Raw genomic sequence first — 12,516 nt, 5'->3', positions numbered from 1 at the left:
CGTGATGACGGCTATTGCGCCGCCGCGCGTATCGACACGAGCCGCAGAAGGCCTCGCCGCAGTAGGTGGCAGTGTGGCAGTGGGGATCGCGCTGATCCTGATCTGGGGATCGCGCTTGATGGTTCCGCGCGAGCTCTACGTGAGCGAGTTGGGTGCCGAGGGCGAACCGACAGCCGCGGCTTTCGAGATCGCTCTTCTGCTCATCGTTGCTGGTGGCTCAGCTGTCGCGTGGGCAGCCCGACGAGTGCGTGCTTGGCCTCGAGTGTTGTCGTGGGGGTCGCCCTCGATTTCGCTCTGGGTGGGCTGCGGATTCTTTTTGATCGCGTCGCAAGTGACCTGCACCTCCGGATGCCCTTTGCCGTACGGCCCGAGTTTCACGTGGCAAGACTTCACCCACACGCTTGCGGCAGTGCTCGCGTTTGCCGCTGCGTGCTGGGCAATGATCCAGACCTCCTTCGCTCGAGAGCACCGCGTACTCGCGCGCATGTCGATCGTGACCGCCATCGCTGTGGCAGTGATTGCGGGAACGGGCGGGCTCTTCTCGCTCTTCCGTTTTCAGGTCGTGCTGGGAAGCCAGCTTGAATTCGTGGCGACGACGATCGCCATTGCGTGGCTCATGATGCTCGGCACCGTGATCGCCGTGCGCGCACTGCGGCGGCCGCTGCCCGCGTAGCCGCGAACGGACGACGTTAGTTCGAGTGCTGGTTAGTTGGAGTGCTGTGTGTGGGGTGCACGCATGAGGTCGAGTAGCCGATCCGCTAATCCCACCAGTGCATGAATCTGATCTTCGTCGCGCTCGACCCATTGGCACTTCGGTGCCGAATGAGTGGGCACAAAATCGGTGTGCTGCTCCCAGACCACGAGGGTGCGGTCAGCACCCAGTACGTACTGCTGCCACCAGACCTGACGTAAGTAGGAACGTGGGATGCTCCGCCAGGCCTTCGCCGTGGTCTTGATCTCCGACAGCACGAGCGAGCCGTCGATCATCGATACTCCATCGGGCGTCGCCAAATGGAGTGGCTGGTCGTGCGCGTGATAGAGCGCCGAACTCGACTGGATGCCGTGCTCACCCAGTACCCAGCGTGCGATTTCCGGTTCCCGCGCGCGACCGTGGTCGGTGAACGCGTTACCCGAGAAGCCGGAGCCGAGAAGCTTGCTCTCCACGACGGCACGCAACGATTGCGCGGTGGCAAGTCGGGCGGCATCCGTAGCGGTGACTCCGCGGCTGCGGGCGCGCAACCAAGCGACGCGATCTTCAGAGTGAGCGACGATGCGGTCGCGATGATTGGGCGTGACCGGTTCCCAAAGATCGAGTTCGGGTTGCATGGTCACGCCTCTATTCTCCCTCTTTACCGCGAAGTGCGGGTGCCCTATGCGCTGCGTCGTCGATTCGCTGCCGCGAAGTGACTGTGCGTGACTCCGACGGCGGGAATTGCCGGTGCAAACTGGCAGACTAGGCTCATGCGAGCCCTGCCATCTTCATCAGCGTCTTCTCTCCGTTTCCGCCGCCGAGCGGCCGGAGTGGCTGCCGCGACGATTGTGGCGTTGATGACGCTCGTGCCCTCTGCAGCTGCGGTCGCGTCCACGGGCTCTGTTCCTCCCGACGTCAGCGCGTTCGCTGCCGACGATGACGGGCTGCTGTCGGAACTTGAAGAGTTCTTCGGGGTCGACCAGCGCGGCACCGGGCTCGATTTCAGAGACGGCATTGAACTCGGTGAAATCGACCGCGTATTCCTCTGGTCGAACGACTTCCACTCCGGAGTTCCGACAGACACTCCCGTGCAGTACGTGAACCGGTGGAAAGTGCCTGTTCTCATCGGCGAAGAGCCCGTCGGCGTAGCGCTCATCGGGTTTGACCCTGCAACCGTTGAACCTGAGATGATCGACTTTATTCGCAGCCCCGGCACGGCGCTGGCGCTTGACGATGTCGACAACGACGCGATTCTGGTGCACGAGCCTGAGACGGGTGCGTGGTTCGCCCTGATTGACGATGAACTCACCCCACTCGTCCGCGGCTCGAGTGAGGTTGCGGGGGATACAACGCTGGCGGCGTACCAGCCGATTGTGGCGACGCGATTGGTTGAAGTCGTTGAAGAGACCCCGCAACCCGATCAGGGCTCGGTGCAGTCGGTCGTGCTGATCGTCACCACGATCGGTGTCGTGTTGCTCGCACTGCTCATCCCCACAGTTCTGGGCAAGGTGCGTGAGCGTCGTGAACGTCGTGCAGAGGATTCGGTTGCTGCCGACAGCGATGTGGCCGACACCGATACCGACACCGATACTGACACCGACATCGAGCCGATCGATGGAGAGGCACACGCTGACACCGATGCTGCTGCGCTGGCATCGTCGACTGCGGACGCCGGTGCGGGTGCCGGTAGCAATGCCGAGGAGTCGCCCGCGGCTGTGCCGCCGGTGCCGACCGTTGCCAAACGCCCGTCGCGCACCAGCTCGTCTAGTGCGAAGACCTCGAAATCCGCGCCCGCGAAGACTGGCGCTTCTCGCAAGGCTCCAGCGGCTAAGGCGCCCGCCTCGAAGACTGCATCGGTGAAGGCTGCGCCCGCGAAAAAGTCAGCATCGAAGTCGACGGCGGCACAATCAACCGCCGCGAAGGCATCTGCACGTAAAGCTCCTGCTGGCACGGCAAGCGCGGTGGCAGCCAAGAAGTCTCCCGCCGCAGCGTCGGCCTCTCAGTCGCGCGCGTCAACGTCGACCGCAGCCAAAAAACCAGCGGCCAAGAAGCCAGCCGCCAAGACAGCAGCTCCTAAAGCGGCGACGGCAAAGAGTTCAGCCGCCGAGAAGCCCGCAGCCAAAACACCAGCGGCCAAGAAGCCCGCGACCGCGAAGCCCGCGGCCAAGGCACCTGCCGCCAAGAAACCGGCAGCGAAGAAACCTGCCGCCAAGAAACCCGCGACCAAGACGCCTTCATCGCCGGCAGCTGGCGCGACCGATGATTCGGCACCTCAGTAGGCCGTGGCACTCTTCCGTTCACCGCTCGATCGCGACATCCGCCGCCTCGCTGTTCCCGCACTCGGTGCGCTCGTCGCCGAGCCGATCTTTCTCCTCACCGACACCGCCCTCGTCGGGCACCTCGGGAGTGCACAACTGGGCGGGCTGAGCGTCGCGAGCGCCGTGCTGCAAACCGCAGTGGGGCTGCTCATCTTTTTGGCCTACTCCACCACGCCTGCCGTAGCGCGCTGGTTGGGCGTGGGCAATCGCGCGCGTGCTGTCGCTGCCGGCGTCGACGGAGTCTGGCTCGCCGTGGCGCTCGGCATCATCCTTGTCGCCGTGGGGATTCCGGCCACGCCCTGGTTGGTCAGTCTGTTCAACCCCGACGCCAGCATTGTCGGTTACGCCACCGAGTACCTAGCGATTTCGATGCTGGGCTTGCCGGCGATGCTCATTACCTTCGCCGCCTCGGGCCTACTGCGCGGGCTGCAAGACACAAGAACTCCGCTGATCGTCGCGGTCGCTGGGTTCATCTCCAACGCTCTCCTCAACACCCTGTTCATCTACGGCTTCGGTTGGGGTGTCGCGGGTTCCGCCATCGGCACGGTCGTCGCTAGCTGGGGGATGGCCGCCGCCTACCTCGTGATGCTCGTTACCCTCGCGCGCCGTGAAGGTGCACGCTTGCGACCACACGGCAGCGGGATGTTGCTCGCCGGGCATGCCGGCGCGTGGCTGCTGCTGCGTACGGCTTCGTTGCGGGCGGCGATGCTCGCGACGATCGCGGTCGCCACCAGCATTGGTGTTCCCGAGCTCGCGACCGTGCAGGTCACCTTGACCATCTTTGCGACGCTCGCTTTTGTCTTGGATGCGTTGGCAATCGCTGGCCAGGCCATGATCGGTAAAGAGCTGGGCGCGAGCGACCTCGTCAAGGCCCGCGCGATCACTCGCCGACTTGTCGAGCTCGGTATCGGCAGCGGTGTGGTGCTCGGCCTACTCATGCTCCTGGTGTCCCCGTGGGCCGGGATCGTGTTCAGCTCCGACCCCGTCGTTCGCAGCGGCTTGGCCGCACTGCTGCCGGTACTGGCCCTCGGTATCCCGATCGCAGGTTTCGTTTTCGTCCTTGACGGTGTGCTGATCGGCGCGGGGGACGCGCGCTACCTCGCTCTGACCGGGCTGATAAACCTTGCGGTGTATGCGCCGCTGCTGTGGTGGGTTTACTCCTCGAATCTCACCGGCACCGCCGCGATTGTTGCCCTCTGGTTTGCTTTCGGCCTCGGCTACATCGGGGCCCGTGCGGTCACTTTGGGCATTCGTGCCCGCGGTGACCAGTGGCTCATCCCGGGGGCGACGCGCTAAACCTTACGCGCCGCCCGCAGCGGGATGCCGTCGCGCTACTTCTTTTCGGTGACGGAACCGTGCTTCAAGTGCAACCGTCGCTCGGCACGCTTCGCGACCGCGGAGTCGTGGGTAACGATGATGAGCGTCAGCCCCTCATCCCGCCACAGTCCTTCGAGAAGGTCCATGATCTCGTCGCGAGTTTGCTCGTCAAGGTTTCCGGTCGGCTCGTCCGCCAACAGAACCTTGGGTTCCTTTACGAGGGCGCGAGCGATCGCGACACGTTGCTGTTGCCCGCCCGAAAGCTCGGCGGGGTAGTGAGTTAGGCGTTCGCCCAATCCCACCTTTTCTAGAGCCGCGCGAGCACGAAGGCGACGGTCGGAATTCGACAGTCCGAGAGGCGCGAGCGCAGTCTCCACATTTTCCTGCGCCGTGAGCGTCGGGATGAGGTTGAAGCCTTGGAAGACAAACCCAATAGTGCGGGCGCGAATTTCTGCCAGTCGTGAGTCTGGCATCGCGGAGAGCTCTTCGCCGCCAAGGGTGACGGTGCCGCTCGTGGGGCGCTCAAGAGCTCCGAGCATTTGCAGCAGGGTCGACTTGCCGCCTCCGGTTGGGCCCTGAATGGCGACCATTTGCCCGGTGGGGATGCTCAAGCTCACCTTGTTCAGGGCGCTAATCGGGCCGCGTTTTGTTTCGTATTTTTTGGTGAGTTCGCTGAGTTCATACATAGAAAATCTCCTTGAGGTCTGCGGGGTTCAGGGGTTAGGCGACGCTGCGGAGAGCTTCGGCGGGGCGAAGTCGTGCTGCACGCCAGCCGCCGAACGCACCGGCGATGAGCCCGCCGAGAATAGCGAGAGCGACGGCGATGCCGATGATGCCGAAAGTCACGGGAATCTGGAGCGCGATGTCGGTCGTCGCTGCAGCGGTAGTGGCAGCATCGCCAAAGCGGTTGCCTCCGCCTCCGCCGCCCGCGCCCTGGCCGGCGACTGCAGTTGCGGCGGCGCTCGCGCTGAGCACGGGAGCTGCAATATTGATGGCGAGGATGCCGAGCAGTCCGATCGCGACACCGACCACACCGCCGATGGCGCCTTGCACGAGCGATTCTCCAGCGACCTGACGTACGACAGCGCCGTTACTCCAGCCGATGGCCTTCAGGGTTCCGAACTCGCGGGTGCGGCGGGCAACACCAGAGGTGGTGAGCAGTACCGAGATGAGGAAGGCGGCAGCCAACACGATGATCGAGAGCCACGTACCGAGCTTTCCGACGAGGTCAGACGCGGTAGAAAGCGAACCCGAGACGCTCGAGGCGAGATCTTCCTGGGTCTTCACCGAAGCATCCGGCAGTTCCGTTTGCAGTGCCGTTTGAACGGCGGCGATGTCAGTGGAGCTTGCCGCCTGCACGTACACGGTCGAAATCTGGTTCTCCAAGTCGGCAACGCGCTGGGCGGTGTCGAGCGGAATGTAGGTGTTGGATGCCGTAGTCGCGTCAGCGGAGGTCGAAGTGACGGTTCCGATTACTTCGAACTCTTCGCCACCGATCTCCAGGCTGTCGCCGACGGTGAGTGAGCTCGTGGTGGCGTAGCTCGTGTCGAGGATCACGACGTTGGCGTCGCTGTCGCTCGACTCGAAGGCGCGGCCGTCTACGAGCTCGACGGAGGTGAGTGGGCCGACGCTTTCGCCCGCTACATCGATGCCGGTCACGGTGAAGGTGTCGACGTTGAAGGCGCTTCCGCCAGCTCCATCGGGACCGCCGCGGCCGCCCTGTTGGGCTCCGCCGCCGGGTGCGGTTTCGCCGGTGTCCGTTGTGGTGGGCGCAGCTACTTCACCGCTGAAACTCACGTTGGTGAGCGCGAGGGTGGCGGTGGCTGCGGCAACGGAGTCGAGGCCGAGGGCAGTGGTGAGAGCATCCGCGTCGAAAGTGGTGCTGGCGATGCCGCTCGTGAGACGTGATTGGCTGAGCGCTGTCGTGCCATCGGTGGTTTCGCCGTCTTCGGCTCCGAACTCAAAGCGTGGACGTTCTTGCTGCGCACCCTCTTCCCCCTCGGCGGGCTGAACGGGTTCCTGCGAAATGGTGATGTCGGTGCCGACACCGTATACCGAAGCGAGCACGGTCGCTTGGGCGTCGCGCACTCCGGCTGCGACGCCGTTAACGATCATGACGAGCGCAATCGCCAACGCCATTCCAGCGGCGATGATCGCTGTTTGTTTGCGTCGATTGCTGAGCTCTCGGTGCAGATACGTTCCGAACATGGTTCTCCTCGGGGATGCGCGGTGATGCAGGTGGTCGAGGTAAAGATAGGAACGGTGCCTATCAGCGCACTATGGCGATCCTGTGAGTCAGCTAGGAGTGCTCACTGTTCCTCTCCGACAGTGCCCCCAAGCATCCGCATTCAGAAATTTCATAGGAAACTCCGAATAACTAGACCCATGACCCAGTCACACCACCTCCCCGCGGTTCAGGCGCAACCGCGACTTAGCCGCGCCGATGGAACCGCTATTCGTGCGGTCGTGGTCGATGATGAGGATTCGCTCACCGACCTTCTCTCCATGGCGTTGCGCTACGAGGGGTGGGATGTCCGGCTCGCCTCCGACGGCCCCTCGGCTCTCTCGACGATCCGCGAATTCAAGCCAGACATCGTCGTGCTCGACATCATGTTGCCGGGGCTCGATGGGCTATCGGTGTTGTCGCGTTTGCGGGCAGACGGCATCCAAACCCCCATTCTTTTCTTGACCGCAAAAGACTCAGTAGACGACCGGATCGCGGGCCTCACTGTGGGCGGCGACGACTACGTCACGAAGCCTTTCAGCTTGGAAGAGCTCGTGGCTCGACTGCGAGCGCTCTTGCGTCGTTCAGCGCTCACCATCGCTGGGGAGTCGAATCCGATCATTGAGGTCGGCGACCTCATGCTCGACGAGAGCACCTACGAAGTGAGCCGTGCTGGCACTCCTGTTGAGCTCACCGCCACCGAGTTCGAACTCCTGCGCTACCTCATGCGTAACCCGCGCCGCGTTCTCAGTCGCGCCCAAATTCTTGACCGTGTGTGGAGCTACGACTTCGGCGGCAAGGCCAGTGTTGTAGAGATCTACATCTCCTACTTGCGTAAAAAGGTGGATGTTCTTGGCCCGCCCATGATCCAAACCGTGCGCGGTGTGGGTTACATGTTGCGAGCGCCCGAATGATTCGCCCGCGTGAAGTGAAGGCACCCGGCACCGGGCGGCCTCCCCTGAGCCTGCGCAAACGACTCGTTCTGGGCACTGCTGCGCTCATTGCGCTCGCCGCAATTCTTATTGGTGTCGTAAGCGTGCTCTCGTTGCAGGGCTTTCTCGTTGGTCGTCTCGATAACCAGTTGCTGTCGGCATCGAGTCGATCACAAGGCGCCCTCGAAGGCCGCCAATTCGACAGTGGCCAGCGGCCGCCCGCCCGCGATTTTCTGGCCCTTCCTGGCCAGAGCGCAGGAACTATTGCCGGGCTGGCGAGCAGTTCGGGGGAGATTGTCGCGGGAGTTCTGGGCGTCAAGGGTGGCGCATCGTCGCTCACCAGCGAACAGCTCGACACCCTTGCCGGCCTCGACCAGATCAACGAACCCATCACCGTCTCTTTAGGCGGTGACCTCGGCGACTACCGAATGATCGTCTCGAGCGATCCCGTGACGGGCGACTCTCTCATCGTGGGCCTCCCGCTCTCGGATGTTCAAGCGACTGTTCTCCAACTGACCATTCTCGTCGCGGGAATTGGCGTTCTCGCGATCGCTGTCGCGGCTATTGCCGGAGCGATCGCCGTCCGTTTCGCCCTGCGACCGCTTGAGCGCGTGGCGAGCACCGCAACACGGGTGTCTGAGCTCCAACTCGACCGGGGAGCCGTGGCGCTCGCCGAGCGAGTCTCGCTCGATGACGCCGACCCGCGCACGGAGGTCGGCCAGATGGGCTCGGCCCTCAACCGCTTGCTCGAGCACGTGGCATCCGCTCTCACCGCTCGTCAAGCAAGTGAAGACAAAGTGCGCTCCTTCGTTGCCGATGCCAGCCATGAACTTCGAACGCCCCTCGCCTCGATTCGTGGTTATGCCGAGCTGACAAGGCGCGGCGGGCATGAAATTCCCACCGACGTCGCGCACGCTATTGGGCGAATCGAGGCTGAATCCGTGCGGATGACGGGGTTGGTTGAAAGCCTTCTTCTTCTGGCGCGACTCGATGAGTCCGCTCCGTTCGAACACCGTGCCATAGATTTCTCCCAGCTGCTCATTGAGGCCGTGGGGGATGCTGCCGTCGCCGGCCCCGACCATGAGTGGGAGTTACAGCTTCCGGATGACGCGGTCGTCGTCACTGGCGATAGCGCCCGGCTCCACCAAGTGGTTGCTAACCTGCTCGCCAATGCGCGCATCCACACTCCTGCGGGCACGAGTGTGACCGCGAGCCTCTCCACGGAGGGCAGCCGCGCCATTATCGAGGTGCGAGACACGGGCCCCGGCATTGCGGCTGAGTTGCAAGCGAAAGTCTTCGAGCGCTTCGTGCGGGGAGACAGTTCTCGCTCGCGCGCCGCCGGTAGTACCGGGCTGGGGCTGGCCATTGTCGCGGCAGTTGTCGAGTCGCTGGGGGGAACGAGTTCTGTCTCGAGCGAGCCGGGTAACACCGTGTTCCGCGTCGAGCTTCCGACAGCAGCAACAGCTTAAGCGGATGCAGCGGGGCGGTCGCAGGAGCGCCCCGGCAGCCGAGTTGCAGCCTGGCCTTCGATCACGTACTCTTGCGGAAGCCAAAGACCGCAGGTCGTTTGCGTGCATGAAAGTGTATGCGATCGAAGTTCGTGAAAACGAAGGCCAGCGCAGGTGTATGAAGTAGTTTTCCGATCAGCTCTGGTCGCAACTCAGCTCCGTGCCTCTGCGTTAGTGCAGAAGGGCCGGAGCTTTTTCGTTTAAGAGCCCCGCGCTCCTCCGATATCTTTACGCGGTTCTGAGGCAGACACACATCAATCATTAGGGAGCACCATGGCGAACAAGGAAGCATCGGTCGCCGAGCTTACGGATCTTTTCCGCAACTCGACCGCCGTTCTGCTAACCGAGTATCGCGGACTCACTGTTGCCCAGCTCAAGACGCTGCGCAAGTCAATCAGTGAGCACGCAACATACGCCGTGGTGAAGAACACGCTGACAAAGATTGCAGCTAACGCCGCTGGCATTTCGTCGTTCGACGAAGAGCTCGTTGGTCCGTCTGCAATCGCATTCGTACACGGAGACCCTGTCACCGTTGCGAAGGCTATGCGTGACTTTGCCAAGGCAAACCCTCTTCTCGTAGTGAAGGGCGGTTACTTCGACGGTAACGCGCTCACTGCAGACGAGGTCAAGAAGCTGGCCGATCTGGAAAGCCGGGAGGTGCTCCTTGCGAAGTTTGCAGGAGCAGCCAAGGCTTCACTGTTCGGCGCCGCGTATCTGTTCAACGCACCGCTCGCTCAGGCCGTTCGCACGGTCGACGCGCTGCGCGAGAAGCAGGATTCCGCGCAGTAACGCGCGGGCTAGCTAGTTCAAGAAATATTAGGAGAAAATCATGGCGAAAATGTCAAGCGACGACCTCATCGAGGCGTTCAAGGAACTGACCCTTATCGAGCTCAGCGACTTCGTTAAGAAGTTCGAAGAGGTCTTCGAAGTTACCGCTGCTGCCCCGGTTGCTGTTGCAGCTGCTGGCGCGCCTGCTGGTGCCGCTGAGGAAGTTGAAGAGAAGGATTCCTTCGACGTCATCCTCGAAGCTGCTGGCGACAAGAAGATCCAGGTCATCAAGGAGGTGCGCGCACTCACGAGCCTCGGTCTCGGAGAGGCGAAGGCAGTCGTTGACGGCGCTCCCAAGGCTGTGCTCGAGGGCGCAAACAAGGAGACCGCGGAGAAGGCAAAGGCTGCTCTCGAAGAAGCCGGCGCAACCGTAACCCTTAAGTAGTCGATTCCTCTCACGAGGATCACGCCTCTCCGGAGGCATGCTTAGCCAGAAAGGCGTCACCCTTCGGGGTGGCGCCTTTCTGCGTTATCCGACATGCGCACCTGACGCGCGGCAGTGCATGGACTCTGCACCTCGCTAGCGCGCGGTGGTGTCTGTCGCGGGGAAATTGCTCTGGGGGCGCTTACGGGCGGTCTCAGGCGCGAGAGAAGCAGTTGCGAGCGGGGGTGCTCAAAAGCCCGCGCACAGAGCCCGCTGTGCAAACCGGGGGAAGTGTCTCGGGGGAGAGAGGGGGTGGGGCGCTTGGTAACCAGCCGAGCGCCCCACCAGCGTGCCGAATCCGTTGACACCAGGGATCAGGTTCCGGAGGCGGATATTTCGGCACGAGACCGCTAGGCGCGCAAGAATGCGGGGCTAACGGAAGTAGTCACACTAATGTACCGAGGCGACACCGGCGCAGCAACAGCCTCGAGGGTGAATGGAGGGTTAGTCGTGGGTGATATCCACTTGGAGCCCTAACTCGCGGGATTTATGGATGGCTTCTACACGCGAGGTCACCCCAAGTTTGCGATAAATGCTCTTGAGGTGAGACTTCACGGTGTTCACCGAAATGAACAATGTTTCCGCAATCTCGGCGGAATTACTTCCACGCACCAGTTCGCGAGCGATTGCACGCTCGCGATCACTGAGAGCTTGTGAGTCTCGCGTGGGAAGGAGAACGGTGAGGCCATCGAGCCGTTTAATGAGCGCTCCGACTTCAAGTGGCTGGCTGCGACCGGATGCGCGCGTGAGCATGTCTTGAACGACCTCGCTGGGTACCAACCGGAACGGGCTGTGCATTCGATTGCGGGCGGCGAAGCGCAGTGCGCGGTCGAAAGCGACGTCGGATTGTTCTTCGCTGCCCAGCGAGAGGTGGGCTGCGCCCTTGATGAGGAAGATGTCGGCCAGATTGCGGCTCGAGTGGGCGTCGCCCAATACTTCGCAGTCGCGGATGGCATCGAGGGCTCCGCGGGCGTCTCCCGTGACAAAACGCAGGTGGGCTACCAGTCGGCTGGGGCACACGGTGTGATGCTGCGTCGGTGTGAAGTCGGCGAGAATGTCCCAGGCAGCGCCGCTATCTCCCAGTTGAAGGAAAGCGGCGGCTCTCAAGCCGCGAATCTCGGCATCCACGAATCCGGCCGGCTGCCAGCCATCGAGGGCAAGCAGCGCGTGCCGCAAATGCTCGAGCCCCTCGTGAGGGCGGGCGTCGAAGAGCTCCACGAACGCGTGGGCGTAGAGGCCGAGGGGCTCCCAGTCGCTGTTCGCTGTTGCGTCCAGCATCCGTGTGACCAAAGGCCCACGCCCGTCACCGCCCCGCTGCATGATCGTGACGATGAGTTCGGTGATGAGCGCGGGGCTGTTGAATCGACTGTTGCGCAGCGCGGGGCTGGCTCCGGTTGATTCCGCGCGCGCTACATAACTCAGTGCGTGCTCGAAGTCACCCATAAGCAGTTGGATGAGCGCGAGACATCCGAAGACCTCAAGCTGGTTGGCAACGCTGAGGTTCGTTTCGGCCAGGGAGCCGGCAAGGCGGAAGTCAGCCTTGGCTCGATCGAAGTCTCCGCCGTGAAGTGCAATGGCGCCGCGGTGAAGCGCGATTTCTGCTGTGAGCGGGATGCGGCGCGCGAGCGGGATAACGTCGTGACTGTCGGCGATGGAACTCGCCACCGAAATCGCGGCGAGAGCATCGTTCAGTCGACCCAGTGAACGCAGTGCCGCGGCATATCGAACGTGGAGAGTGGCGCGCACGAAAGCGGGCGTTTCTGGCGTGATGAGCGCGAGAGCTGCTTCGAAGTAGGGGAGGGAAGCGGTGCGGCTCTCAGTATCCGCCGAGCGAAAACTTGAGGCGTAACACGTGATCAACCACGGGTCGTTGTGCCAGAGTTCAGCGGGGGTGGAATCGAGCATCGCGCGAAGAGGCGCGCCAAAAGTGCTGACGAGAAGGGGCCACCCTTCGCGAAGTTCGTCGACGGCGAGAGTGAAGTCTCCGGATGAGCGGGCAGCGTCGAAGGCGCGTTGCAGCGTACTCACGTCGGCTATCGCCATTGTTGGATTCCCCCCTTCGAAACGAATGTTTCGATGAGTTCGAAGTTCTCGCCTAGTCGGGTGGGTGACGCGAGAGTCATAGACTACTCCCTCCGCACGTCGGGCTTGCGTTCATTTGCCGAGACCCCCCATAATAGGCACGTCGCATTCTTGACCCCCGAACGTGTGACAACACCCGATAGAGCTACCCGGAATCCCCCGCCGGTCTAACGCGCCCCCCAGCGTTTTAGT

At 62.6% G+C, this 12,516-nt stretch carries 11 protein-coding genes; 7 read left to right on the top strand and 4 right to left on the bottom strand.

The window, feature by feature from the left end; all coding sequences use genetic code 11:
- Positions 1 to 4 precede the first annotated feature (4 nt).
- Positions 5 to 673, top strand: coding sequence for a DUF998 domain-containing protein (locus ACWTV1_RS12375; RefSeq protein WP_498505558.1), 669 nt, complete (start codon positions 5 to 7; stop codon positions 671 to 673).
- Between the two features lie 32 nt (positions 674 to 705).
- On the opposite strand, the gene ACWTV1_RS12370 is transcribed toward ACWTV1_RS12375, so the two are convergent.
- Positions 706 to 1,326 carry a YqaJ viral recombinase family protein gene (locus tag ACWTV1_RS12370; RefSeq protein ID WP_341620726.1) on the bottom strand — a complete coding sequence of 207 codons (621 nt, stop codon included), beginning with the start codon at positions 1,324 to 1,326 and terminating at the stop codon, positions 706 to 708.
- 135 nt (positions 1,327 to 1,461) lie between these two features.
- Here ACWTV1_RS12370 and ACWTV1_RS12365 point away from each other — a divergent pair, with 135 nt between their 5' ends.
- Together ACWTV1_RS12365 and ACWTV1_RS12360 are read left to right on the top strand one after the other, a co-directional pair.
- Complete coding sequence (locus ACWTV1_RS12365; protein WP_498505557.1) at positions 1,462 to 2,970, top strand: hypothetical protein; 1,509 nt, start codon at positions 1,462 to 1,464, stop codon at positions 2,968 to 2,970.
- A 3-nt stretch (positions 2,971 to 2,973) separates the two neighbouring features.
- The gene (locus tag ACWTV1_RS12360) at positions 2,974 to 4,305 is read left to right on the top strand and encodes an MATE family efflux transporter (protein WP_100389480.1); all 1,332 of its coding nucleotides are present in this window, start codon (positions 2,974 to 2,976) and stop codon (positions 4,303 to 4,305) included.
- 35 nt (positions 4,306 to 4,340) lie between these two features.
- Here ACWTV1_RS12360 and ACWTV1_RS12355 read toward each other — a convergent pair whose 3' ends face one another.
- Together ACWTV1_RS12355 and ACWTV1_RS12350 are read right to left on the bottom strand one after the other, a co-directional pair.
- Complete coding sequence (locus ACWTV1_RS12355) at positions 4,341 to 5,012, bottom strand: ABC transporter ATP-binding protein (protein ID WP_498505556.1); 672 nt, start codon at positions 5,010 to 5,012, stop codon at positions 4,341 to 4,343.
- A gap of 34 nt (positions 5,013 to 5,046) precedes the next feature.
- Positions 5,047 to 6,534 carry an ABC transporter permease gene (locus ACWTV1_RS12350; RefSeq protein ID WP_498505555.1) on the bottom strand — a complete coding sequence of 496 codons (1,488 nt, stop codon included), beginning with the start codon at positions 6,532 to 6,534 and terminating at the stop codon, positions 5,047 to 5,049.
- 177 nt (positions 6,535 to 6,711) lie between these two features.
- On the opposite strand from ACWTV1_RS12350, the gene ACWTV1_RS12345 reads away from it, so the two are divergent.
- The 4 genes from ACWTV1_RS12345 to rplL all read left to right on the top strand — a co-directional run bounded on the left by ACWTV1_RS12345 (position 6,712) and on the right by rplL (position 10,203).
- Entirely contained in the window at positions 6,712 to 7,464 is a 753-nt protein-coding gene (locus ACWTV1_RS12345; RefSeq protein WP_100389483.1) for a response regulator transcription factor, read from the top strand.
- A complete protein-coding gene (locus ACWTV1_RS12340) occupies positions 7,461 to 8,951 on the top strand; it encodes a sensor histidine kinase (RefSeq protein WP_498505554.1) in 1,491 nt (496 codons plus the stop codon). The genes ACWTV1_RS12345 and ACWTV1_RS12340 overlap by 4 nt, the downstream gene beginning before the upstream one ends.
- A 312-nt stretch (positions 8,952 to 9,263) precedes the next feature.
- The gene (gene rplJ, locus ACWTV1_RS12335) at positions 9,264 to 9,779 is read left to right on the top strand and encodes a 50S ribosomal protein L10 (protein WP_100389485.1); all 516 of its coding nucleotides are present in this window, start codon (positions 9,264 to 9,266) and stop codon (positions 9,777 to 9,779) included.
- 40 nt (positions 9,780 to 9,819) lie between these two features.
- The gene (gene rplL / locus ACWTV1_RS12330) at positions 9,820 to 10,203 is read left to right on the top strand and encodes a 50S ribosomal protein L7/L12 (RefSeq protein WP_100389486.1); all 384 of its coding nucleotides are present in this window, start codon (positions 9,820 to 9,822) and stop codon (positions 10,201 to 10,203) included.
- Between the two features lie 483 nt (positions 10,204 to 10,686).
- On the opposite strand, the gene ACWTV1_RS12325 is transcribed toward rplL, so the two are convergent.
- Positions 10,687 to 12,285 (bottom strand): helix-turn-helix transcriptional regulator, encoded by a 1,599-nt coding sequence (locus ACWTV1_RS12325; RefSeq protein ID WP_498505553.1) that lies wholly within the window; start codon positions 12,283 to 12,285, stop codon positions 10,687 to 10,689.
- Between the last annotated feature and the right edge of the window lie 231 nt (positions 12,286 to 12,516).

This window comes from Salinibacterium sp. VpJ6 (assembly GCF_059767345.1).
Note: the sequence above shows the minus strand (reverse complement) of the source record. Positions and strands in the feature narration are given on the sequence as shown.

What these genes read in the sequence shown, in the direction of transcription:
- ACWTV1_RS12375 (WP_498505558.1), top strand. Translation starts at nt 5, where the DNA reads ATGACGGCTATTGCGCCGCCGCGCGTATCGACACGAGCCGCAGAAGGC.
- ACWTV1_RS12370 (WP_341620726.1), bottom strand. Translation starts at nt 1,326, where the DNA reads ATGCAACCCGAACTCGATCTTTGGGAACCGGTCACGCCCAATCATCGC.
- ACWTV1_RS12365 (WP_498505557.1), top strand. Translation starts at nt 1,462, where the DNA reads ATGCGAGCCCTGCCATCTTCATCAGCGTCTTCTCTCCGTTTCCGCCGC.
- ACWTV1_RS12355 (WP_498505556.1), bottom strand. Translation starts at nt 5,012, where the DNA reads ATGTATGAACTCAGCGAACTCACCAAAAAATACGAAACAAAACGCGGC.
- ACWTV1_RS12350 (WP_498505555.1), bottom strand. Translation starts at nt 6,534, where the DNA reads ATGTTCGGAACGTATCTGCACCGAGAGCTCAGCAATCGACGCAAACAA.
- ACWTV1_RS12345 (WP_100389483.1), top strand. Translation starts at nt 6,712, where the DNA reads ATGACCCAGTCACACCACCTCCCCGCGGTTCAGGCGCAACCGCGACTT.
- ACWTV1_RS12340 (WP_498505554.1), top strand. Translation starts at nt 7,461, where the DNA reads ATGATTCGCCCGCGTGAAGTGAAGGCACCCGGCACCGGGCGGCCTCCC.
- rplJ (WP_100389485.1), top strand. Translation starts at nt 9,264, where the DNA reads ATGGCGAACAAGGAAGCATCGGTCGCCGAGCTTACGGATCTTTTCCGC.
- rplL (WP_100389486.1), top strand. Translation starts at nt 9,820, where the DNA reads ATGGCGAAAATGTCAAGCGACGACCTCATCGAGGCGTTCAAGGAACTG.
- ACWTV1_RS12325 (WP_498505553.1), bottom strand. Translation starts at nt 12,285, where the DNA reads ATGGCGATAGCCGACGTGAGTACGCTGCAACGCGCCTTCGACGCTGCC.